The organism is Arthrobacter sp. TMS2-4 (genome assembly GCF_054511075.1).
Genome location: NZ_JBTNDI010000003.1, coordinates 130,226 through 153,775, shown reverse-complemented (window position 1 = coordinate 153,775; position 23,550 = coordinate 130,226). Strand labels below are relative to the sequence as shown.

Sequence of the window (23,550 nt, the reverse complement as noted above, 5' to 3'; positions counted from 1 at the left end):
GCCCGTTTTGCAGCCGTGCGACCCGCACAGAGCTTCTCTCTAGTCCTTTCGCAATGCATCGGGCACGTTGAATGGATGCAAAACTACCCCGAGCTCCTGCAAGCCACGCGGGCAGCTCTTGCCTAGTGTGGCATTCTTCATATCACCGAGGAAGGACAGGTGGGTTCGGTGTGGCTCCGCACACCCGATCGCCGCGAGTACTTGTGGGTGGATCAAGCGCACGACGGCGTAGTCGATGCTCCGACGATGGTACTCAGGGTTTTCTTATGGGAGGAAGGGAATCTGACTTATGGAGGTGGCCTCTACCGAGACGTCCTTCACGCTAAAGAGCATGCTAAGGCCTTCAGTAGCGAGAGCCTTATGAGGCCCAGGGCCCACATAGTAGTGCGGAATTCGGAGGCGATCGCCTTCCCTCGGCAATTCAAATTCCATGTAAGGAACTAGGCTGTCTCTCCCTGGCCGAAATTTCACTTCTGCACCTGCCCCAGCTGAAATAACAGGCGATATAAGACGCCACTCTTTCTCTTCGCTGAATGAATGATGCTTCATTGTGGGGCTTGCATGTAGAACCGTGCTATAGATCATATTGAATAAGATCTGCGCACGACCTGCCTCACTCGTATCCCGATGTCGTGTAATGAAGGCTTGAATGACGCTCTCAAGCAAACGCGTCATCACAACGTACGTGGCAGCTCGGTCGTAGATACAGCGCTCCAGTCGCCACCCGCGCGCAACGGCAAGCTGGCGAAGCTCCTCGACATTGAAGCCGAGGGCCGCTTGTCCCCCAGCGCCACCGTAACCACGCCATTGACTGAGCAGGTCAGGCGCTTCAGAGAAGCATGCAATGAAGATGTTGGGTGAGATCTTTCCAGCTTCTCGCACATAATTCACAAATTGATCTAACCCTTCTTTGAGGTCGGCGTGATCGGGGCGATATTTTGACTCCAGGAGACCCGCGGCATGAGAGAATGAAGAGTGAATTTCTGTCGAATCATTGAGAAACCGTGCATTTGTTGCCCAGATGAGACCACTGGATGCGATGCCAAGTGCGCCCGCACCATTTGTATAGTGATACACAAGCATTTCAGCATTTCTAGGGGTTCCATCCGGATTTAGGGCTCTAAAAGGGCTTTCAGTCATAAAAGCGACTCTACTTGCTCGCCTCGGCACCACGCCACGCCACGGAAATACTCGAGATGCAGATGCCGGTTGTAGCCACCGATAGACAGACCAGTGCACAACACACTCTGGCTCGGCTTAGCGGGCAAACGATGCGTCCCGTAAGCTATCGCGCGACGGAGCTCAGACACAGTAACGAAGCTGAACTCAGGTGTCACTCAAGTGTCACTCAAGAACAGACTTTCAAGTGATGCAGGAGCTTGGGCATCCCAGCGTCCGCAGTAGACGGTGCTACCGGTGCGCGTCGTTCCCGTAGAGGTACTCATCATGCGCAGCCTCTGCCACAGTGAGGTATGGCTAGTTTCGGAGGGATCGACCTTGGCGTCGACGGCGTGGGGGTCTTCGATCTTGCGTCTGAATCAGACGTTGAGGATTTCGCGTACCAATCTACTGACAATATATCCGTCACCATTCCGGCAAACAGCAAATACATCGTGGTGACGAACTGTCCGCGAGGAGGGTTTGAGGAAACCCACGCCGCAGCCCTCGAGGCAGCAAACCGCGCCATCGATGTCCACTTCAGCCATGGAGGTCGACCACTTCTCCTTGCACATAAAGATAGCCCGTATATTGTTGGTTGGCATGCTGATGCAGGAATGACGCTGAGAATCGTCGGCGAAAACCACATGTCCAGCAGGCTGATAGCAAAAGGGGTGGCATATAACAGTCACGGTGATGTCATCGAGTCTCTCCCTGCACCGCCTGGGATTTGGCACGAAAGCCTTCGTTACTACCGCATCAGTGAGTCCTCGACGGATCTTTATGACTCGTTTCGCAACCTGTATTTAGCCCTAGAATCCCTTCTCAGTTCCATCGTCCCACCGGACTATCGCGCAACTGATAATTGGCGTGAAGGAGACGGTGTTTGGCTCAAAAGGGCGTTGAAGCAAGTTCATGAACTGGTTGACCTTCAGCCTTTTGCTCCCACTTCACCACGATCGCCAAATAATGCCATCTATGACGAGCTTTACTGCAAACTTCGGACAGCAATTTTCCATGCGAAGAGTGGACGCACAGTCTGGACCCCACAGGATTGGGGCTCTCGAATCTTAATTACCGAAGCCCGTTACCGCTACGCCCTCATGTTCCGTGCGCTTACGATCGAGTACCTTGACACCAAATTCTCGAGTGCTGGCTTAGTGGCTGCTGGCCAAGAACCAATGGCGGAGTCTCTTCATTACGAGGTTGAAATCTTCGTGAGCAACGACGAAACGAGACTGAAGGAGGAGCTAGCGGGCGAGTATCAGCTGACTCCCGCGGGCGGTAAGTTCATTACTCTTCGCGCCGAAGGGTTTCAGAGCACGGGAAACGATCGACAATTTGGCATCAGTGGAGCGGCCAAGGCTACTACCGTCCATAAAGCACTTGGAGAGGTGCGGAGGTTTGGCACTCTACGTGATGGGAATCTAGCTGTTCTTGAGGGCCTTCAAGCACCATTGATCGTTGATGGAGTTCAAGAGCTGCAAATCGAGCTCGTTCTTGGTCTTCGAAATTATGGGGCACCCAAGCAGGACTTCGAGTCCTAGGCAGGGAGCAGACTCCAATCCGTTCGCTTCTGGCAGCAGCAAGAGCTGCGGGGAAGGGGTGTTCACGTAACGATCATTGGCCGCTGGTAGTTTCCAATCATGGATGAGCTGCCGCCAAATCCCCTTCCCGCTCCTAACGAGGATCTCTCCGACCGGACCGGGTTCGATGAGCAGTCCCGTGGCCGGCTTGTTCCCGTACCGACACGCGAGGATGCCGAGACGGTGCTGCTGCCCTAAACGCATTTCTCGGTCTTGATGCGCCTAGATAAGCATTTCGCTCCCGTCAGCGCGCTCGGAATCGATGGGGAGAAGCTAATGGATCTGGACCGGTCCGGCATCAACTGGCGGTTGGACCCTCGTCTGCTCGCGAATCAGCAGACCGGGGAAAGGGTGTACGCCCGCAACGACTTCGACCGTGGGCACCTCGTTCGCCGGGCCTCCGCTGTTTGGGGTGACACCCGCGCCGAAGCAGCCCAAGCCAACGAGGACACGTTCCACTACACCAACGCCGCACCGCAAGCGGCGAAGTTCAACCAAAGCCTCCGGCTGTGGCACGGCCTGGAAACATATCTGCTGCAAAACGCCGATTATGGCCGACGGCTGATTATCTTCACTTGACCCATTCTCAGCAACCCAGACCCCATGTACCGGGGCATAAACATCCCGCTGCGGTTTTTAAAGTCGCGGCGTTCCTGCATGCCGGGTCGCTGGCCGCGACAGGCCACGTCGTGGACCAGACACCACAGCTTGAGGACCTGCCGGAAGTCCCAAGGCCCGGTGCCATCGGTGAGGACTACGCTCCCCCTGCGCCCGTTCCACACCTTCCAGGTTCCCATCCGCGACATCACTCACCTCACCGGATCGAACTTGGCGCAGCTGATCGCTGCCGACAGCATGCCGATCGCCGCAGCGCTGCAAAGCGCATGCGTGACGTCGGCCTGGCGCGAGCTGTCAAGCCCGGAATACCTGGAGCTGAGATTCGACCTCACAAACTAGGTGCCACTAGGCGAGCCCCCACATCAAGTATCAGCGCCCGTCCCTCTCATCAAACGCTGCTCTGCCCTCTTGGTGAGAACCGACGCAGTGCGACACATTGCTGAGATGAGAGATGGCCGCACACGCCCCGCCGGTGCTGGGCTTCACGGCTCTGCCCAACCTTGTCCGCAGTCCGGCCGAAGAATTCATCGGCGGGACGGCTGGACGGCGATGGGTTGCGCGCAAATCGGTCCCTCGCATGGTGTACTTAGCGCAACACCCTAGTGAACTAGCGAACGCACATAAGACACATAAGGCACTCTGCGTACATCTGAACCGCGAAGGCGCATCGTCGCCGCCCTCCCACGGCGCAGTGAGCCTAAGCTTTGCGCCTGTGCCTTCACTGTGCGATCGACTTCTAAGCCACTTCTGAGCACGACCGAGAACAAAATAGCACCGAGCGGGAGAGCGGGACTAAATGAAGATGCACGGAACACCCGTCACTAATGCAATAGCACGAGGAGACGCGGTGCTACTGACGGGTGCTGGCTTCTCACGAGGACTGACCGACGCCTTTGGAGACTTGCTTCCAATTGGCACAGAGCTTTCCGAAAGCATATGGCCGATCGCTTTTGGTGATGAACCGTTCGAAAGTTCGACCCCGCTGAGCTTAGTGTACGAGGAAGCCCTCCGAAAATCCGAGGGTCTACTGCGCGAACAGCTCTACCGTCATTTTACGATTGACCGATCAATCATGCCACCCAGATACCACGACTGGTACTCACTACCCTGGCACCGCGTTTACACGCTCAATATTGATGATGGTGACAGCGCCATTGCAGAAGAGCGATTGGATAAGATTCAGATAGTTTCGGCCTTGACCTCCAGCCCCGGCACCATAAACTCCAACTTACTGTCGGTCGTCCATATCAATGGCGTTCTCGATGACTTTCCTAGGGTAACCTTCTCGCCCTGGGAGTTTGCTGAGCGCACCGCCCGACAAGACAGCTGGTATCAAGAGTTTATTACCGACATCACGACGCGACCAGTGGTTGTCATCGGTTCTGTCCTCGATGAGCCGCCGCTTTGGCATTACCTGAGTCTCAGGGGACAACGAGGTGATGCCCGCGAACTTCGTCCAAAGTCGTGGCTCGTCACGCCTCGACTAGATCCAGGCCGTCGCGCGATGCTACAAAGACTCAACTTTGAGCATCTCGAGGAAACAGAAAGTGCTTTCTATACGCGCGTTATTGCACCGGAGTTGTCTACCCTCACCGGGAAGAAACCGCAGCGCTCAACGCTCACCCCGACCAGTCCTTTTTTGTCAGTAGCAGACCAGGTTCGGAATGCACCACCCGGCGCCGCTGATTTCCTTCTAGGCGCCTCCCCTACCTGGGGAGATGTGGTTAACGGTTATGCCGCCACATTTGACTTCGACACTAAACTTAGCTGCACCATTGACGCACTTTCGTCCGGCACCGTCGCCGTGATTGGTAGCGCCGGATCCGGAAAATCGACCTCGTTGATGCGTGCTGCAACTGCTTTATCCGCTCAAGGTGATACGGTCGTTTGGTTAGATCGGGAAACCGAATCTACATTCAGCCACATCAAGGATGAAGTTGCCCGATTATCCCCCAACTACGTATTCATTGATGATATAGACCGGTTCGCCGGCCAAGCAAGCGCCCTACTCCGATTGCTTCGCAAGAGCGCCCCAGATTTGAAACTTGTAATCTCCGCGAGGAGCATTCGATTCTCTCAGCTTGATTACGCGGATCGACTTGACCTCCAAGCCACCCTCCCGCAGGAGCGTCTCTCGGACGCAGATGCTGTAGCTCTCTTGTCGCAGCTGTCCAGAGGTAACCGCATGGGCTCATTGGTCGGATCGACTCGAGCCCAACAGATACGAAAGATCACAGAACGCGACGACCGTCAACTTCTCGTGACTTTGATCGAAGCAACGTCCGGCCAGCGGTTCCACGACCGCGTAGCCGATGAGTGCCGCTCTCTACGCGGACCTGATCAGGCCATCTATGGGCTTATTTGCACCTCAATGTGGGCAGATAACCGAAAACTGAACCGTCAGGACGTACTTTTTGCTGCAACGAGAAATTACGATTCTAACGCCGCACTAATCTCCCTCCGAAGCCTCGAAGATTCAAAGATTGTACTCGGTGACGCAAGTGGCTATCGTGCCCGCCATAGGGTGGTGGCGGAGTCAGCAATTGATTACTTCCGCGAGGAAGGGCTTCTTGAGCACTGGCTCACCGACCTGATATTCCTCACCGCCTCGCATTACGATCTGGCGAGCGTTCGTCAGTCCCGCTATGGTCGGCTGCTTATTCGTCTGATAAACCACGAGTCGTTGAAAAAGCTTGTAGTTGACACCGCTACAGTTCAGCGGATATATGGAACCATCGAAAGGTGGCTGGCGCGAGACCCTCATTACTGGTTGCAGCGTGGCAGTTTCGAAACGACGTACGGCGATCTTTCATTGGCGGAGAATTTTCTTCGCCAAGCGCGAGCACTTGCCGAATTGGACGACGCTAGAATAGACACTGCCTGGAGCATGCTGCTGCTCAAACGGAGTGTTAACAATCCCACATCGCCGACTGCGCAGGCAGAAATCACTGAAGCATTCAAGCTTTTGCGTAGCATCATGATCGACTCAAGCAAAAATAGTCCACATACATTCACGGTCTTTCTCACATTTGGTCTGCGCTGGCTTCGTACTGTATCTATGTCCCGACAGGAGAAAGTCTCGTTGAAGGAGGATTTAGTGCATTTCGGTAGGCTAGCTTTACTCCGTCACCGCGACGAACCAGAGGTTCAAGAGGCTTGCACTGCGACCAAACGTTGGCTAGACACGAATGTCATCTGACTGCAGGTGTAGCTGAACCGGCAAGAGTCACTTCCTGACATGACTTCACACGAAGTGAGGAGGGTTCTAAGATCTCGCCAGCGTCCCGTTATTGCCACGACGACACTAACGAGGCGTTCGAGAGATCAGCTTCTTTGGGTGGTACCGGCGGCGATGCGCGATACGTCCGCAGCCGGCGGGTATGTCCACATCACGTGAGTTTCTGGCATAATGATTTCGTGAAACTCTTACAAGGATTTGGGTGGTGGTCAGACCATCAGCCGTCCCCTCGCGAACCCTCTGTGGAGCTAGTGGCAGGCCTTCCGCCTTTCGAATTGGCAAAGTACATAAGGGCCAGCCTGTACAGCGCAAAGGACTACGCACGGTGGCGTAGAAAGTCCTGGAGGACGTTAGCTAGCGGCACACATCTTTTCGGACTTGCACTTTCGGCCACCGCGACCGTAATTCTCGGACTCAGCGATCTTGACGGACCCGCCCAGTGGGGCTTTATCTTCTCTGCACTGGTGACAACAATAGGAGCAATTGAACCGTTCTTCAACTGGCGGTCGCGGTGGGTTTTGGCTGAAGAAGCACTCGCCAGGTGGCATCGGATTGAGGAGGACCTCAGCCTTTACGTAGCAAACAGAGAAATAGAAAAATTGGACCAATCCGAAGTCATGAGCTTTTACCATAAATATACCCAAGTTTGGGAGCAGTTTAGCGATCAGTGGCTCGAGCAAAGGAGGGCGGATGGAAAATAATACGATAGTGATTCGTTATATTTGAACCCTTCGATGGCGCCCCTCAGGGACCTCGCGGGCCTCTGGTTCATCTGCGGCCTGATGCTACTCACTTTGCTGTTCCGATGATCTTCGGATTTCGACCCACCGTTGGACTCATCAGTTGATGAGCGCAACGGAAGGCTTGTTCAAATAAAGTAGAGGATCAATTTATGTTCACAGATCCGCAGAAACGCCCGGGTTGAGGGGCTGTCTGTTCGTGCGCGGGCAACCAGATACGCGAATCATCTAAGCGCTGTCCGGCAGGCGCTGATCTCGGCGCGATAAGGCCGAGCGCAAGCACTTACCGAAGGAATAGCGAGGCAGCCTTTCTCGACACTGACGTGGGTGACTCGTCGAGCGCTGGCCCGTATTTTCGGGGGCCCGGCCCGGCCGGTTCCTAGGACAGTCGGTCGGTACTTAGATGAGCCTTCCCCGCGGTGCCGACTTAACATATGCGCTGTTATCGGCGGTAATAGCAAGAGGGACCCAATACGGCTGGGCTGAGGACGACAGCGTCGTCATCGTGTGTCGCTTTGAACGCGGCGTGATGCGATTCAGGCACCTACTCAATACAATCGTGAGTAGGTGCCCGGTTGTTGCGGGGACAGGATTTGAACCTGTGACCTCTGGGTTATGAGCTCAGCGAGCTACCGAGCTGCTCCACCCCGCGGCGCATAGACGACCTTACGCACCACACGAGGAAGACACCAGTCAGGCCGCCCCCAGTGTAAGCGCCGAGACGAGGACCATCGGGATCCCGTACATTCTCCGCCTCGGCTGCCAATTTCTAGATCTGCAGGTCAACCACGCCAACACCTCGCCCTTCCCAATGTCCGTGCGGGCCCTGGCGTAGGTGCCGGCGATGTAGTTCACGAGCCTGGATCGTCCGATGCGCCATTGGCCGCGGCCGCCGATCTGAATGGCCGGCAAGTCCCCTGACGCGATGAGAGCACGGATGGTGCTGTGCTTCGTGGTCAGCTCCTCGGCTACCTGCTACAGAGTGAGGAACCGCAACGGCCTGGGCTGCCCGTCGTCCTGGGGCTGGTCTGTCATGGATTCAGCATTCCATCCTCCAAACACCACGACGTCGCTCGTCGTCGATGGGCGGGATGATCTTCGCCATGGTTCTGGCTTCGTCTGTGGTCCTGATTTGCTCCGTCGTCGACTACCGACGTGAGCATGTGGCGATCGGCCCTGTCGAGGAGTAGCCGGCCGAACGGCTCGTCGCGTGAGCGCTGTGACATGAAGAAGGGCTGCACGTCCAGTGTCCATGCCGCCCTGTGGAGGGCCGCGCCCCTCGGCTGGGTAGGTGCGGTGCTACCCGACAAGATCCTTGTCCGCTGCCGGCGTCCACGTGAAGTCGACTCGCTCGGGGTGGGAGAACGCGACGGGCCCGACCTTGAGACGGTCCTCCACGCTGGGCGCTGCGAGCTGCAAGGCGTGAACGCTCAGACTCTCACTGAACGGCGTCGTCAGGGTGATACTTGAGGCCGGTGCGATGTAACCCGGGGGTGCCAAAGGTCGCCTCTTTCCTGGTCGGTGACATTGGTTTCACTGTACCGGCCGGCCCTGTCAGTCCCGGGTGCGGTGTACCGGTTGGTCTCCACTTCCCCCGGGTAGGCTCGCTGGACCGACTGTTCGTTTCAGATATGGGGGAAGCAATGGGCAACAATCCACTCGATCCGGGATTCTTTCCGATCTTCGGATTTCTCATCTTCGCGGTGCTGTGGGGGTTCGCAGCCCTGGTCCTGTACGGGATCATCCACTTCGGGGTGAAGCACGGCATGCGGTCCTACTACGCCAGCATGTCGCAGGGCTCTGGTCCTGATCCGCGCTCCGACTCGCGATGACCGACTACTCGGGACCGGTCACGACGTACTCGGATCCCGTCAGTACCGTTGCCAGCCCGGAAAGTGGCGCTTTCTGGTTCGCACTGGCGCTGATCAACGCTGGTCTGGCAGAGCAGAAGAATCGCTCCCGCCTCGCCTGGTTCTTCCTCTCCCTCTTTCTGGGTCCGTTCGCCACGCTGCTGATCGTTATCTGGCCGCCACCAGCACCCCTGCCTCCATCGATGCAACGCGGCGGGAAGACCACCCCCGAGGGTCCCCCGATGGTGCCGCACGATAGATGCAACTCACAACTATGCCTGGCAGGCACGCCAGCGTGTCCGGCGGCGACCGGGGGGGACCATATTCCGATAGACAAGTCGCGGACTAAATTGTGACAAGCACATACGTTCACAAGGCCGGGGGAGACGCATGACGGGGTCCGCGGATAACTCGAGCCCTGGTTCTACGGACAAGCGTTGGAGGACTCCCTGGGGCTTTCCTTACGTAGACAGCAGTCCTCAAGCCATTATCACCGTCTTCGGTCCGCTGACTGTTGTCTTCTTCGTGGGTGCTCTCATCAAGTTCTACTGGGACCGTCACAAAAGCACTAGCAAAACCCCCTACCGACGATGGGTCGGAGACAAGCTGAACACTCAGGCGTCTTTGTGCCCTGCCCTTGCATACCTGACGTAGCTCGTCACGGTCTGGTCCCCTGCCAGCCGGGTAGCGTTTCCTCGAGCCGCCGCTGCCGGTCCCCTCGGAGCCGGCCCTGCCGCTACCAAGTGCGTTGTCGGCCGAGCCACACGGCGAGGACTTTCTCGTCCGGGTGCCGGGCGCGGTAGTAGATCGGGAACCGGCCGGTAGCAGCCAGGAATTGCTGGACTTCGTCGAGGCGCCGCTCCCACAGCACGTCCGCGTTACCCCTCCGCGTACCGACCCACTCCCCCAACGCGTTCAACGCTTCGGTCCTGTCGGGGGTGAGGGTACCGGCGTCGTGGTTCCTGCGCTGGTTCTCCAGCCACCGATACAGCACCCAGCTGTCCTGGCTGTCGTTCTGCGCCGGGATCCTCCCGTTCTCGCGCACATGGGCTGTGAGGCGGGCGTAGTGTTCCCACCACGCCTGCTCCCGGGTCCGCCGGCGGTGCTTCTTGTTCGCCGGCCACGCCGGCTGGTCATGTTTCAGCCAGCACGCGTCGAACCACGCCGGATCCCGTTCGATCTGCCGGTCGACGGTGCGGACCACGCGCTTCACAGCGACCCGACACCAGGCGGCAGTCACCGACACGGGCACACCCCGGGAGTACATGAGCAGCCACTCCTGCCCGCTCTCACACGCCGCCGCCTGATTGCAGCCACTCACTGCAATCAGGCCCTTCTCCTCGACCTGCTAGTGCGTCGTCCGACCTATCGAGCACCCATCCAGCTATCGCGGACCGGATGGGACGTAGAGCAATTTGAGCGGACTTGGTGATGCCGTAAGGCGGATTGAGTTTCCAGAATCTGCGGTCACAGAATGTGCAGAAGACAAGCTCTACTGATGCTGCCTCAACGGGAGGTGGACGCAGCCAACTCCATAAGGGATGTGAGTGGCACTAACTCGGGTCTCTCCGCGGTGCTTCCCACGGATTCGGAGCTGCCGCTTATTGCCGACTTCAGGAGCGACTCCATGACGTCGAGCACGTGGTAGGCGAGTTGGCCGTTCGCGCGGTGTTCCATACCGGATGGCGTTAGTGCCATGTCCGCGAGGCCGTATCCCCTGCCCGCGTCGATGTAGCCTGCGCTGGCAGGAAGGACCTCCCATCCGTTCTCCCGGTTCGTAAGGTCGCACACGGCAACCTCCCCGTCGAAGTAGTTCGGGTCAGGAACGGTCAAGCTGGCCAGTTCACCATGGATCTCGATGTTGGAAGCCCGCGTCTGTACGGCGTCGAAACTCATGATCAGGGTGGAGAGAGCTCCGGATTCGTGGACGAGGACTCCGGTGACATGCGTGTCGATGGACACCGGCACCGTCTCACCCGCACGGGGCCCACCCCCGATGGTTCGCTTGTCCCTGGTGTGGCTGGCCGCACCGATGACGGAGGTGACCGGGCCAAGCAGGGTGACCAGCGCGGTGACGTAGTACGGGCCCATGTCCAGCAGGGGTCCGCCACCGGGGACGTAGTAGAAGTCGGGGTTGGGGTGCCATCGTTCGTGTCCCGGCGTCATCATCGTGGCAGACGCCGAGATCGGGCGGCCGATCAGGCCGCTGTCGATGGCATCGCGGGCTGTCTGGATGCCCGTCCCCAGAACGGTGTCCGGGGCGCACCCGACGCGGACGCCGGCCTCGTCTGCCAGGGCGAGTACCTCCTGCGCCTCGCTCGTGTTGGCCGCGAGGGGCTTCTCGCCGTAGACATGCTTGCCCGCCGCGATCGCACGCTTGGCCACCTCGGCGTGCGCGGCAGGGATCGTGAGGTTCAGGACCGTGTCGATGCCGGGGTCCGCCAGGAGGTCGTCCACGGTCGTTGCGCGCACGCCCTCCTGCGATGCGGCGACGGCTTCCGCGCGGCTGAAGTCCAGGTCCGCGACCGCGACGAGGTTCACGGACGGCAGGGATGGCAGGGTCTTCAGGTACTGGGCCACGATCGCGCCGCAGCCGATGATTCCGACGTTCAACGGCTCGCCCACAGCAAACCCCTTTCGATGATGGTTCGGACGTTCGGGTCGTCGAGGATCTCGACGCGGTGACCGGGGGTCGAGACGAAGATGCGCCCCTCGCCCCACTGACGGGTCCAGATGGCAGGGGACGTCACGGGACGGTTCCACGGGTCCCAGTCCCGGACCGCCTGGGTCGTGGTCGCGAGCACGTCGATGTAGTCGTCGGCCAGGACCCAGTACTGCTCGGTCACGAGGTCGAAGTCCCCGATTCCCTGCGTGATCGGATGGTCCGCCGCAGCCGGGAGCATGTTCACTCGGTACGGCACGTAGTTGTCGGACTGCTCGCCGACCCGCTCATCCGGGTGCTTGCCCGGGTGGCACGCGAACTGCCCGCCGATCAGGTGGAGGTAGTCGGACTCGTTGCGGTACGAGTCCGCGATCCCTCCGTGCCATCCGGCGAGCCCGGTCCCGGCCTCGATCGCCGATCGGAGTCCCGCGAATTCGTCCTTCTCGATGGTGTTCATGGTGTTGCACTGCAGGATCAGGTCCACGGTCTGCATGTAGTCCGCGTCCGCGTAGATCTTCGGTGACTCCTCGACCCGGACGGCGTATCCGTTCTCACCGAGGAACGGGATGAACCGGTCCGTGGCCTCGACGGGCTGGTGACCGTCCCACCCCCCGCGGACGACGAGTGCTTCCCTGCTGGTCATGATCCCTCTTTCGTGATGACGTAGTGCAATCCCGGTCGGGGCGGCCTCAGACATGCTGCCACCCCGAGTCGTTCGCTGCGCTCTGCTCGATGGCGTGCAGGACCTTCTGAACACCGAGCGCCTCGTCGAAGGACGGCGAGGGCGTGGTGCCGTCCGCGATTGCCTGCACCAGGTCCACGACCTGGTGCGTGAACCCGTGCTCGTAGCCGAGCCCGTGACCGGCTGGCCACCAATTCCCGGTGTAGGGGTGCACGGGTTCGGTGACGTTGATGGTGCTGAAGCCCGCGGTCTCGGCGGGCTGGGTGCCGTCGTAGAACTCCAGGGAGTTCATGTGCTCGAAGTCGAAGGCGAGCGAACCGAGCGTGCCGTTGACCTCGAGCCTCATGGAGTTCTTCCGGCCGAGTGCGAAGCGGGTGGCTTCGAACACCCCGATCGCCCCTGAGTCGAAGCGCGCGCTGAAGATCGCGGCGTCGTCGACCGTGACCGTTCCGGTTCCCCCATCACTGGCGCCCTGGCCGCCCAGGCCCACGAGGGTCCCGCCGAGGGGACGCTCGTGGACGAAGGTGTTGAGAAGACCGGACACTCCCGTGACCTGCAGGCCGGAGACGTACTGCGCCGCGTCGATGCTGTGCGCTCCGATGTCCCCCAGTGCACCGGAACCTGATTTGCTCCTGTCCAGGCGCCAGGTCATCGGTGCATTCTCGTCCGACAGCCAGTCCTGCAGGTACTGTGCGCGGATGTGGCGGATGGTCCCGATCCTCCCCTGCTCGACGAGCCGCCGAGCGAGGGTCAGGGCCGGCGTGCGCCGGTAGGAGAACCCGCACATGGCGAAGACCCCTTTCGCTGCGGCGGCCTTCGCGGCCGCCGCCATGCGTTCCGCCTCCTCGACCGAGTTCGCCAGCGGCTTCTCGCAGAGCACGTGCTTGCCGGCTTCCAGCGCCGCGATGGCGATCTCGGCATGCGTGTCCCCGGGGGTACAGATGTCGATCAGGTCGACGTCGTCGCGTTCCACCAGGGCCCGCCAGTCCGTCTCGGTGTCCCGCCAGCCCATCTTCTCGGCGGCGGTCGTCACGGCCGCCGGGTTCCGCCCGGCGAGGACGGCGAGTTCGGGCTGCAGCGGGAGGTCGAAGAAGCGCGGCGCGGTGCGCCAGGCATGGGAGTGCATCGCGCCCATGAAGGCATAGCCGATCATTCCGACCCGCAGGGCGGGTTGCGACGTGGACGTCATGAGACTAGTGGTTCCTTTCGTTCACAAACCGATGCCGGCAGATCATTCCCGCCATATGCAGCAGACGAGCTGCCTCACGAAATATCGAGGCTAGGTGAGGCTGATGGCTGACCATGACACGGGTGGCAGCGTCACTGTGAGTGTCCCTCCGTCGACCGAGACGCCGTCGAGTGCTTTGAGGCCGACCCGGTTCTGGTCCTCGAACGTATTCTTCGCATAGACGTCGTCATCGTGCAGGGTGAGCGCCTCGGTGATCGTGGTGGCATCAAGATCGGCGACGTCGATCGAGACTTCGATCGAATCGGTTCGGCTGCGGTTCACGAGGAACACCGCCGACGAGCCGGCCTCTACATCCATTGTTGCCACGGCGTCGACGAGGGGCGCCCGGCCGTAGACGGACGTCTCATAGGTGTCCACCTCGATGGTTGGGCGAAGAATCTCGCCTCGGGCAAGGCGTGCGGTGACCGAAAAGGGGAAGAAAGTGCTCTGACGCCATGCAGCACCACCTGGTTCGGTCATGATCGGCGCGATGACGTTGACGAGTTGCGCCAGGGACGCGGACGCGACCCTGTCGTGGTTCTTGAGCAGGGTGATCATGAGGTTGCCGAGCACTACGGCGTCGGCGACGGAATAGACGTCCTCGAGTTGGCGGGGCGCATACGTCCACTGGTCGTTGACCTCGCCGGAGGCTTGGTGCTCGTCGAGGTACCAGATGTTCCACTCGTCAAAGGACAGGTTGATGGTCTTGTCGCTGCGCAATTTGTGTTTGACGTGATCGGCGGCGGCGACGACGGCTTGGATGAAGTACTCCATGTCCAATGACGAGGCGAGGTAGGAATCGAGGTCGCCGCCGCGCTCCTGGTAGTACGCGTGGCAGGAGATGTAGTCCACGTGTTCATAGGCGTGTTCGAGCACGATGCGCTCCCAGTCGCCAAAGGTGGGCATCGAGGAGCCGGAGGATCCACAGGCTACGAGTTCCAGCGTCTTGTCCGCCGCTTTCATGGCCTGTGCGGTGCGGGCAGCGATCTGACCGTAAGCGTCCGCGCTCATGTATCCGGTCTGCCAGGGTCCGTCCATCTCGTTTCCGAGACACCACATGCGGATGTCGTAAGGCTCTACTGCGCCGTTGGCGACCCGTTGGTCGCTCAGTGCCGTTCCTGATGGGTGGTTGGCGTACTCCAGGAGGTCGAGGGCACTGTCGATCCCGCGGGTCCCGAGGTTCACGGCCATCATCAACTCGGATCCGGTGAGTTTGCACCAGCGGGCAAACTCGTCGATGCCCACCTGGTTCGACTCCAGGGCATGCCACGCGAGGTCACGGCGTACCGGGCGTTGGTCGCGTGGGCCCACACCGTCTTCCCACCGATAGCCGGAGACGAAGTTGCCGCCCGGGTAGCGGATCGTCGTCGAGCCGAGCTCTTTGACCAACTCGACCACGTCGAGTCGGAACCCGTCCTCGTTGGCGGTGGGATGATCCGGCTCGTGAATCCCGCCGTACACACACCGGCCGAGGTGCTCCACGAACGAACCGAAGATCCTCCGATTCAGGGGCGCAACGACCGCCGAACGCTCAATGACAATACGGGCATCGGGCACAACATCATCCTGTCCATGATTACGTACGAGAGAACTAGTTCCTCGGAGCCAAGGAGCGCGTAAAGGCACGGCTCCCAGCCCGGGGCCCTTGATCTTGATGTGAAGCGGGGAGCTGGTCAGCGCGATCGCGCCAGAGTCAGCGGAATCGGACGGTGTCCGTCTCACTCCCCCGCGAGAGCGAGACCGGCGCACTCTGCCCGTCGCGCTTGATCACGTAATCACCGAAGAAACCCGTGATCGACAAGCGTGCGTCATCATCCGTGCGCATCGACGTTCGCGGCAGCCACCATTCGTCCTTGATCAGCGACCGCAGTGCGTGGAACGAGGGTTTCGGCGTGCCGTCGGCGCGAACAAGCCCGCCCGGCGCGCCTAGCCACGCTCCGTCGTCGGTGAACCCCCAGTACGTGATGGCCTGCACGGCCGGGTGGCCCACGAGCGAGCGATAGTGGCGGACGATCTCGTCCGCTTGCCTGGCCTCTCCCTCGGGCGTCGATGGCCAGGATGGGATCTGATAGTCGTTGAGGTCGACGATCTCCGGCGGCATGAGGTCCCCCGACACTAGAGTCGTCTCGGTCAGATGGAGGGGCAGCCCGAAGCGGGCGAATCGGTCGACCATCGCGAGCATGGTCTCTTCTCCCCAATACCCCTGATGCATGTGCGTCTGCAGGCCGATCGCGTCCACGGCGATCCCCGCTTCAAGCACGCGCTCTATCAGAGCTTCGTAGTCGCTCGACAAGTCGAAGTCGTTCAGGACGAGCGTCGCCGAAGGGTTCGAGGCGCGAGCTTCCTCGAACGCGAGCTGAATCATGGGCACGCGACCAATGCTCTGCGCAAGCCGAGTGATTCCGTTTTCCTCTGCAGTGAACACGGGCATGATGACGACTTCGTTGATGGCGTCCCACGTGTCGATGACCCCGGAGAAGTCGGTCACCTCGCGTCGGATCCTCTCGCGTTGCAGCCGCTCGACCTCCGCCACCGGGAGACCGGCCAGCCACTCGGGCGCGAGCGTATGCCAGGTGAGCGGATGCCCCTTCACCGTCACTCCGTGCTCAGCGAACCACGAGGCGGTCCGGAGAAGTCTTCGGGTGTCAGGCTTGCCGCGGGTCGGCTCGAATCCTCGCCAGTAAAATGGAAGGGTCGCGGTGTTGAAGAGGTCGAGCCACATCGTCTCGAGCTCCCGCAGGCCGGCGAGCCCGGCCCCGCCGAAAACGGGCTCCGCCGCGGCATCCTGCTCGGTCTCCCCATTGGCAAGCGGAATGAAGTCGAAACCGATGTTGCCGAAGGCGAAGTCATGACGCTGCTGTTCGACAGTGACATCCGCGTTCCGCACAGGGTTGCCGACGGCGTCCAGCACGGTGACCTGCGCGGTCACCCGGCGATGATCGACACTCACGAGGCACTCCGTGTGATCTCGTGGAACGTCGGGTGGAAGGCCCGGTCGAAGCCCACGACGCGGGCTTCACCGGAGAGCTGCACCGAGTGGGTGATCCGCAGGTCGGTGCTCGACGCTCCGAGGCCAAGGACGATCTCTCCCGGTTCGACGACCCGCTCGCCATTTCGGCCGGTGAAGCCGGTGACGTCGGCGGGAACGTGTATCGAGAGCTCGACGGATTCGCCCGGCTTCAGGTCAACGCGCTGGAAACCGACCAGACGCTGCACCGGGCGCACCACTGACGCGACCGGATCGTGGACGTAGATCTGGACGATTTCCGTCCCAGAACGGTCCCCGGTGTTGCGGAGACGGAGGCCGAGGGTCGCCGTGCCGTCGACTCCGACCGTATCCGGCCCGTGCTGGCCGGCGCTCCATTCAAAGGTCGTGTACCCGATCCCGTGCCCGAACGCGAAGACCGCGGTCGGGTCGATGCTCGACACTCCGTTGGAGCGCGCCAGGGGGGCGGCCAGGTATGTGGACGGCTGCGTTCCCTCTGAGGCCGGGATGCTGACAGGCAGGCGTCCGCTCGGATTGACCCGGCCGGAGAGGATGCCGGCGAGTGCGGCGGTTCCTTCTTCTCCTGCGAAGAACGCCTGCACGATCGCGCCGGCGCCCGTGACAGCGGATCCCAGCGCGTACGGTCGTCCAGCGAGCAGGGTGACGACGGCAGGAGTCGATGTTGCCAGGACGGCGTCGAGAAGGTCCTGCTGGGCACCGGGCAGACGCAGCGACTCGACGTCGCAGCCCTCACCGCTCGTGCCGCGGCCGAAAAGCCCGGCCCGGTCGCCGAGGGCGACGATGACGACGTCCGCCCGTGTTGCAGCATCCACCGCCGCGGAGATCCCGGCGGTTTCTCCTCCGTCGATCGTCGTGCCTGGCACGTATTCGATATCGGCTTCGGGAAACTCGATGCGGAGGCTATCGAGCAGGGTAGGCAGTTTGATACCGAGCGGTGTGTCAGGATGCTGCACGCCGACATGCGCAGGGAACGAGTAGCAGCCGAGAACGGCGAAGGGGTCGTCGGTCGTCGGTCCGACAACAGCAATTCGGCGCGGGGCGGCGAGCGGAAGGGTTCCGTCGTTGCTCACAAGCACGATGGACTGTTCGGCAATCTCGCGGGCGACCGCCCGATTACCGGCGTTGTCCAGGTCGATGGTGCCGCGGATGCCCTCCGCGTTGTCCACGTCGACGTCCCGCAACGCTTCGGGCGTGGCGTCCCAGTCAGGATCGAGCAGTCCGAGTTCGATCTTCTGGCGCAGCACACGCCGGAGGGCACGATCGATGACCGCCTCGGGCAGGTCACCTGACCGGACCGCGTCGACCAGCGGCGCACCGAAGGTCTTCACCGTCGGCAGTTCGACGTCCACGCCCGCAGTGAGCGCGAGAGCAGCGGCCTCGCCCCACGAACCCGCGACGCCGTGAAGCAGTTTCAGGAAGGCGATCCCGAAGTAGTCGGCCACGACGGTGCCGTCGAAGCCCCAGGTGTCACGCAGGATCCCGGTGAGCAGTGACTCGTCAGCCGCCGATGGCACGCCGTCGATGTCGGTATAGGAGTGCATGACCGACCGCGGCTTGCCTTCCCGCATGACCATTTCGAACGGAACGAGCAGCACGTCGGCGAGTTCACGCGGACCGACCGAGACCGGCGCGAGGTTACGGCCGGCTTTCGACGCCGAGTATCCGACGAAGTGCTTGAGGGTTGCGACGATTCCTGCGGACTCGAGGCCACGGACGTACGCCGTTCCGATGGTCCCGATGAGATACGGGTCCTCACCGATGGTCTCTTCGACGCGACCCCAGCGGGCATCCCGCACCACGTCGAGCACCGGGGCAAGGCCCTGGTGGATGCCGACCGAGCGCATGTCGGACCCGATGCGGTGTGACATCCGCTCGATGAGCCCCGGATTGAACGAGGCCCCCCAGGCGAGGGGCACCGGATACGCGGTCGCCCCCCAGGTGGCGAAGCCGGCAAGGCACTCTTCATGCGCAACAGCCGGGATGCCGAACCGGTTGGAGGCCGCGATCCGGCGCTGGCTGCGGAGGAGGGACAGCGCCCCGAGCGCCGGGTCGACCGGAGCCGAGCCGAACGGCCGCGTCAACTGGCCGAGCCCGTTCGGCAGGAGCGCATCGAGGTCGACGACGTCGTCCATGTCGTTCTGATGCGGCGCTACGTCCCCGCCCTCATTGGACGCGCCGACCCAGACGCCGAACAGCTGGGCAATCTTCTCCTCGAGCGTGAGCTCGGTGAGGAGTGCTTCGACGCGGTCGGAAGCGGACGCGGTCACGTCGTGCCATGCCGGCGTGGTCGTCGTGGATGTCGTGGTGCTCAAGGGAGGTCCTAACCTTTGACGGCGCCGGTGAGTCCGCCGACGATGCGACGCTCGAACAGCGTGAAAAATATCAGTGCAGGAATCATGGACAGTGAGGTGAAGGCGAGTACCTTCGCCGTGTCCACCGAATACTGCGAAGCGAACGCCTGGACGCCGAGCGGCAGGGTGTACGTCGCCTGGTCACCGAGGATGAACAGCGGCAGGAGATAGCTGTTCCAGCTCGCCACGAAAGCAAGGATGCCCGTCGTGACCACGCCCGGCAGCGACAAGGGAACGACCATCCGGAAGAAGAAGCCCAGCCGGCTGGTGCCGTCGATCGACGCCGCCTCTTCGATCTCATCGGGGATGGCCTTGAGGAACGGCACCAGGATGATGATCGTCACCGGCAAGCCGAAGGCGATCTGCGGGAGAATCACTCCAGCCAGGCTGTTCATCAGGCCCAGGTCCCGGACGAGGATGTAGAGCGGCGTGATCGCCACGGTCATCGGGAACATGAGCCCGGCGGCGAACAGTGAATACATCGCTCCGCGACCGGCAAACCTGTACCGCGCGAGGATGAAGCTCGCCATCAGGCCGAGCGTCACCACACCGATGGTCGTAGCGATCCCGGCAATCGCCGAGTTGCCGACCTGCTGCCAGAAGGTCGGGCTCGCGAGCACCTCAGCGTAGTTGTCGAAATTCCACGGGTTCGGGAACCCCGCGGGTGAATTGGTGATCTGCGAGTTGTCGCGGAACCCACCGAGGATGATGTAGATGACGGGTCCGAGACAGAGTGCGATGAAGACAAAGGCGATGAAGTAGGTCGCCGGGCTGCCCCACTCCTGGCGGTCACTCGGTGGACGTTTCTTGTGCAGGCGCGTGGGAGCTTCGAGAACAGCCATCACTTCTTTCCTTCTGTGAGGGCACCGGCGGTGTCGCGTGAAAGAACGAACCGCTGGTAGATCAATGCGATGACGAGGGAGATCAGGAACATGACGACGGCGACCGCACTGCCGTAGCCGAAGTTGCCCGACGTGCGCCCGTTGGCGACCATGTAGGTGGCCATGGTCGAGGTCCCGGCAGTCGAGGCGACGTACTGGCCCCAGATGATGAAGACCAGGTCGAACAACTGCAGCGAGCCGATGATCGACAGGAACGCCCAGATCCGCACGGTCGGCCCGAGGAGCGGCAGGGTGATGGTGCGCTGGATCTGCCAGTAGCTGGCGCCGTCGATCGCGGCCGCTTCGAACAATTCGTCCGGGATGCTCTGCAATCCGGCGAGGAAAAGGATGACGGCGAAGCCGATGTACTTCCACGAGATGATCACCATCAGGGACCAGATGGCGATACTCGGATCGGAGAGCCAGTCTCTCTGGAAAGCTCCCAACCCGATGCTGTCGAGCAGCCCATTGACGGAACCGGATGTCTGCAGCATGAGACCCCAGCCGATCCCGACGATGACCTCGGAGATGATGTACGGGACGAAGATGAGCACGCGGATGAGCGAGCGGCCACGGATCTTCTGGTTGAGCAAGAGCGCGAGGACGATCGCGATGGGTCCCTGGAGGACCAGGGAGAGCACCAGGATGAACCCGTTGTGGCGCAGCACGTCGTGGAACGCGCTGTCCTGGAAGATGATCATGTAATTTTCGAAACCGACGAAGTCGGTAGCCGGCCCAAAGCCCTTCCAGCGGAAGAAACCGTAGTAGCCAGCGAGGACGACCGGGAAGATCACGAAGCTGACAAAAACGACGATCGCCGGCCCGGCCAGAAGCGTGATTTCGAGGCGCTTGCGCCAGTCCGCTGGACGCCGTCTGGGCCGCGGCGCGGCAGGGGACGCCGCGTGAGCGCCATCCCCTGCCGTAACCGTGCCCCGCGGCGGCTGCTGGTCCGTCATCAACGGAGCACCCCCTGCAGGTTCAATCATGATCTGCTGCTATCCCTTGGCCGCTGCGTCGTTCAGAGCGGAGACGATGTCTTCAGCTGTGCCCTGACCGGCGAACAGGTCGACAGCACCCTTGTTCAGCGCGTTTCCGACGTTCTGTCCGAACAGGGTGTCGAGCCACACCGTGACGTACGGAGCGTCGTTGTACGCTTCGAGGATCGACTGGAGCGCCGGGTCAGTCACAGCTGCCTGGGCGTCCTGGTTGGCGGGGATCGTCTGGAACGCTTCCGCGTAGCCTTCCTGGTGCTCCTGCTGCATGAAGAAGTTCAGGAACGCGGTGCACTCTTCCTTCGGAGCCTGAGCGGAGCAAGTGAATCCGTCGACGCCGCCCATCATGGCGCCAGGCTCACCCTCGCCGCCGTCGACCTCAGGGAACGGGAACCAGCCCAGGTCTGCCAGAGGCTTCTCGTCAGGGGTCAGCGAAGCGATGACACCGGGATTCCACGCGCCCATGAGCTCCATGGCCGCCTTCTTGTTGGCGAGGAGTCCGGCCGAGCTGCCTGCACCCTGCTGCGCCGAGGTGGTGAGGAATCCGTTGTTGAACGGCTCCGTGTCGACGAATTCCTGCAGGTTGTTGCCGGCCTCCAGCCAGCACGGGTCGTCGAACTCCATGGTTTCGGCGGCCGTGGTGAGGACGTCCTGCGAGCAGGCGCGAACCGCGAAGAAGTAGTACCAGTGCGCTGCAGGCCAGGCATCCTTCGCGCCGACGGCGATGGGGTCGATTCCTGCTCCCTTGAGCTTGTCAACGGCAGAGCCGAGCTCGTCGAGGGTCGTCGGTGTTCCCTCGACGCCCGCTTCGGCGAAGAGGTCTTCGCTGTAGTAGATGCCACCCGGCAGCAAGGCGGTCGGCATCCCGTAGATCTTGCCGTCGACCGCGAAAGCGTCCAACACACTTTCGGGCACAGCAGCCCTGGTGGCGTCGTCGATGGAATCCGTGATGTCCATGGCCTGTCCGGCCGCAACGACATCCGCAAGCTTGCCGCCACCGCGCGCCATGAAGATGTCGGGTGCATCGCCGGAGTTCAGCGCCGTCTGGAGCTTCCCGTCCATCTCCTCGTTCTGAATGGACTGGATGTCGATCGTGACGCCAGGGTTCGCCTCCTCGAACGCTGCGACCGTGTTCTCCCAGTGCGCCTTGCCAGCGCCCGTCGTCGAGTTGTGCCAGAACGTCATGGTGACGTCGCCACCTTCTGTTGCTCCAGTGTCGGAGCCACACGCTGACAAACCGCCGAGGGCGATTGCTGTCGCCGCCCCAACGGTCATCAGCTTCTTCATGCTGTGCTTGTTCATCGTTGAACACCTCTCGAAAGTTTCGACATTTTCGTCGAAGACGCTTAGTGTGGTGTGAGCCTAACAGTGGTGGCCCGGGGAGACGCAAGTGTTTCCCGCAACGAATGAAGATTGGATCCTCATGATCGACTCAAGGCGCAAGGTCAAACTCAATGAATTGGCCGATGAGGCCGGAGTCTCGCTCTCCACGGTCTCCAAGGTCCTCAACGGACGGTCGGACGTGTCCGCGCAGACGCGGACAAGAGTCGAAGAGCTCCTCAGCAAGCACGGATACCAACGACGCCCAGGCCTGCCCAACAGGGACACCTTGATCGAGCTCGTCTTCCCCGAACTCGAGACAGCATGGGCCATGGAGATCATCCGCGGAGTCGAAAATATCGCTCGCGCGAACGATTTAAGCGTCGTACTTACCGAGTCCGGTGACCGCCACTCCCCGTCCCCGGCCTGGCTCACCGGGGTTCTCCGCCGGCGCCCGGTCGGGGTGGTGCTCGTCTTCGCCGATCTCGCGGCCGAGGCGAAAGCAACCCTCCAATCTCGCGCTATTCCGTTCGTGATCATCGACCCGGCCGGAGATCCAGCCCCGGATGTCCCCGCGATCGGGTCGGCGAACTGGTCCGGCGGCCTCGTCGCCACCCGCCATCTCATCGAACTGGGACACACACGGATTGCCGCGATCACCGGTCGCGACGACATGATGTGCTCCTTCGCCCGCGTCGACGGATACCGGTCCGCCATGAACACGGCCGGCATCGACATCGACGAACGCTTCGTGCGATTCGGCAACTTCCGGGTCGACGGTGGCCGCAGCATCGCACTCGAACTCCTGACGCTGCCCGACCGCCCCACAGCGATCTTCGCGGGAAGCGACCTCCAGGCGCTCGGCGTCATCGAGGCTGCCAGAACCCTCGGGCTCCGGGTGCCCGTTGATCTGTCCATCGTCGGTTACGACGATCTGCAGCTCGCTCAGTGGTCCAGTCCTGCGCTCACAACCGTGCATCAGCCGCTCACGGCGATGGGCGAGGAAGCGGCGCGGCTCGTGATCCGCATGAGTGAGAGCACCCTCAAAACCATCCCCCGGATGGACCTCGCAACGCGGCTCGTCGTCCGTGACAGTACCGCCGCGCCGGCTGCGGGCTGACGGGCCGAGGCTGAGATGGAGCCCATCCCTCGACGTCGCGATCCTGCATGGGCACGAACGCGGTGCCGGTGAACAGCACCTGTCCAGCCGGATGCTGATGATGCGCTGGAGTGGTCC

19 protein-coding genes, 1 tRNA gene and 1 pseudogene are annotated in these 23,550 nt (G+C 61.4%); 7 read left to right on the top strand and 14 right to left on the bottom strand.

Annotation, left to right across the window (positions count from 1 at the left end):
* Nucleotides 1-264: 264 nt before the first annotated feature.
* Nucleotides 265-1,140 carry a DUF2971 domain-containing protein gene (locus ACX80F_RS06220; RefSeq protein WP_459335513.1) on the bottom strand — a complete coding sequence of 292 codons (876 nt, stop codon included), beginning with the start codon at nt 1,138-1,140 and terminating at the stop codon, nt 265-267.
* 332 nt (nt 1,141-1,472) lie between these two features.
* Between ACX80F_RS06220 and ACX80F_RS06215 the strand changes: the two genes are divergently transcribed.
* From ACX80F_RS06215 to ACX80F_RS06195, 5 genes are all read left to right on the top strand, one after another.
* Complete coding sequence (locus tag ACX80F_RS06215) at nt 1,473-2,705, top strand: hypothetical protein (RefSeq protein WP_459335512.1); 1,233 nt, start codon at nt 1,473-1,475, stop codon at nt 2,703-2,705.
* A gap of 252 nt (nt 2,706-2,957) precedes the next feature.
* On the top strand, nt 2,958-3,323 hold the full coding sequence (locus tag ACX80F_RS06210; protein ID WP_459335511.1) for a DNA/RNA non-specific endonuclease: 366 nt from the start codon (nt 2,958-2,960) through the stop codon (nt 3,321-3,323).
* Between the two features lie 168 nt (nt 3,324-3,491).
* On the top strand, nt 3,492-3,701 hold the full coding sequence (locus tag ACX80F_RS06205; RefSeq protein WP_459335510.1) for a hypothetical protein: 210 nt from the start codon (nt 3,492-3,494) through the stop codon (nt 3,699-3,701).
* Between the two features lie 508 nt (nt 3,702-4,209).
* Nucleotides 4,210-6,561: an ATP-binding protein gene (locus ACX80F_RS06200; protein ID WP_459335509.1), complete on the top strand. Its 2,352-nt coding sequence runs from the start codon at nt 4,210-4,212 to the stop codon at nt 6,559-6,561.
* Between the two features lie 314 nt (nt 6,562-6,875).
* Nucleotides 6,876-7,301, top strand: coding sequence for an SLATT domain-containing protein (locus ACX80F_RS06195; RefSeq protein ID WP_459335508.1), 426 nt, complete (start codon nt 6,876-6,878; stop codon nt 7,299-7,301).
* Nucleotides 7,302-7,918: 617 nt separating this feature from the next.
* On the opposite strand, the gene ACX80F_RS06190 is transcribed toward ACX80F_RS06195, so the two are convergent.
* The 3 genes and pseudogenes from ACX80F_RS06190 to ACX80F_RS06180 all read right to left on the bottom strand — a co-directional run bounded on the left by ACX80F_RS06190 (nt 7,919) and on the right by ACX80F_RS06180 (nt 8,840).
* Nucleotides 7,919-7,992 (bottom strand) — tRNA-Met (locus tag ACX80F_RS06190).
* A 41-nt stretch (nt 7,993-8,033) separates the two neighbouring features.
* Nucleotides 8,034-8,303 (bottom strand): annotated as a pseudogene (locus ACX80F_RS06185) (hypothetical protein); the annotation flags it as partial.
* 336 nt (nt 8,304-8,639) lie between these two features.
* Nucleotides 8,640-8,840, bottom strand: coding sequence for a hypothetical protein (locus tag ACX80F_RS06180; protein ID WP_459335507.1), 201 nt, complete (start codon nt 8,838-8,840; stop codon nt 8,640-8,642).
* Between the two features lie 143 nt (nt 8,841-8,983).
* Between ACX80F_RS06180 and ACX80F_RS06175 the strand changes: the two genes are divergently transcribed.
* Nucleotides 8,984-9,172 carry a hypothetical protein gene (locus ACX80F_RS06175; protein ID WP_459335506.1) on the top strand — a complete coding sequence of 63 codons (189 nt, stop codon included), beginning with the start codon at nt 8,984-8,986 and terminating at the stop codon, nt 9,170-9,172.
* Nucleotides 9,173-9,926: 754 nt separating this feature from the next.
* Here the strand turns inward: ACX80F_RS06175 and ACX80F_RS06170 are convergent.
* The 10 genes from ACX80F_RS06170 to ACX80F_RS06125 form a co-directional block, all read right to left on the bottom strand.
* Nucleotides 9,927-10,511, bottom strand: coding sequence for a helicase associated domain-containing protein (locus tag ACX80F_RS06170; protein WP_459335505.1), 585 nt, complete (start codon nt 10,509-10,511; stop codon nt 9,927-9,929).
* Nucleotides 10,512-10,696: 185 nt separating this feature from the next.
* Complete coding sequence (locus ACX80F_RS06165; RefSeq protein WP_459335504.1) at nt 10,697-11,815, bottom strand: Gfo/Idh/MocA family protein; 1,119 nt, start codon at nt 11,813-11,815, stop codon at nt 10,697-10,699.
* The gene (locus tag ACX80F_RS06160; protein WP_459335503.1) at nt 11,800-12,495 is read right to left on the bottom strand and encodes a ThuA domain-containing protein; all 696 of its coding nucleotides are present in this window, start codon (nt 12,493-12,495) and stop codon (nt 11,800-11,802) included. The genes ACX80F_RS06165 and ACX80F_RS06160 overlap by 16 nt, the downstream gene beginning before the upstream one ends.
* Nucleotides 12,496-12,541: 46 nt before the next feature.
* On the bottom strand, nt 12,542-13,723 hold the full coding sequence (locus ACX80F_RS06155) for a Gfo/Idh/MocA family protein (RefSeq protein WP_459335502.1): 1,182 nt from the start codon (nt 13,721-13,723) through the stop codon (nt 12,542-12,544).
* 90 nt (nt 13,724-13,813) lie between these two features.
* On the bottom strand, nt 13,814-15,319 hold the full coding sequence (gene arfA, locus ACX80F_RS06150; protein ID WP_459335658.1) for an arabinosylfuranosidase ArfA: 1,506 nt from the start codon (nt 15,317-15,319) through the stop codon (nt 13,814-13,816).
* 136 nt (nt 15,320-15,455) lie between these two features.
* Nucleotides 15,456-16,691, bottom strand: a complete 1,236-nt coding sequence (locus ACX80F_RS06145; RefSeq protein WP_459335501.1) for an endo-1,4-beta-xylanase — start codon at nt 16,689-16,691, stop codon at nt 15,456-15,458.
* 17 nt (nt 16,692-16,708) lie between these two features.
* Nucleotides 16,709-19,081, bottom strand: a complete 2,373-nt coding sequence (locus tag ACX80F_RS06140; protein ID WP_459335500.1) for a beta-xylosidase/alpha-l-arabinosidase — start codon at nt 19,079-19,081, stop codon at nt 16,709-16,711.
* 8 nt (nt 19,082-19,089) lie between these two features.
* Nucleotides 19,090-19,962, bottom strand: coding sequence for a carbohydrate ABC transporter permease (locus tag ACX80F_RS06135; RefSeq protein WP_459335499.1), 873 nt, complete (start codon nt 19,960-19,962; stop codon nt 19,090-19,092).
* Entirely contained in the window at nt 19,962-20,957 is a 996-nt protein-coding gene (locus ACX80F_RS06130) for a carbohydrate ABC transporter permease (RefSeq protein ID WP_459335657.1), read from the bottom strand. Before ACX80F_RS06130 ends, ACX80F_RS06135 begins: the two co-directional genes overlap by 1 nt.
* A gap of 39 nt (nt 20,958-20,996) precedes the next feature.
* Complete coding sequence (locus tag ACX80F_RS06125) at nt 20,997-22,295, bottom strand: ABC transporter substrate-binding protein (RefSeq protein WP_459335498.1); 1,299 nt, start codon at nt 22,293-22,295, stop codon at nt 20,997-20,999.
* Between the two features lie 121 nt (nt 22,296-22,416).
* Between ACX80F_RS06125 and ACX80F_RS06120 the strand changes: the two genes are divergently transcribed.
* Complete coding sequence (locus ACX80F_RS06120; RefSeq protein WP_459335497.1) at nt 22,417-23,433, top strand: LacI family DNA-binding transcriptional regulator; 1,017 nt, start codon at nt 22,417-22,419, stop codon at nt 23,431-23,433.
* The last annotated feature ends 117 nt before the right edge of the window (nt 23,434-23,550 follow it).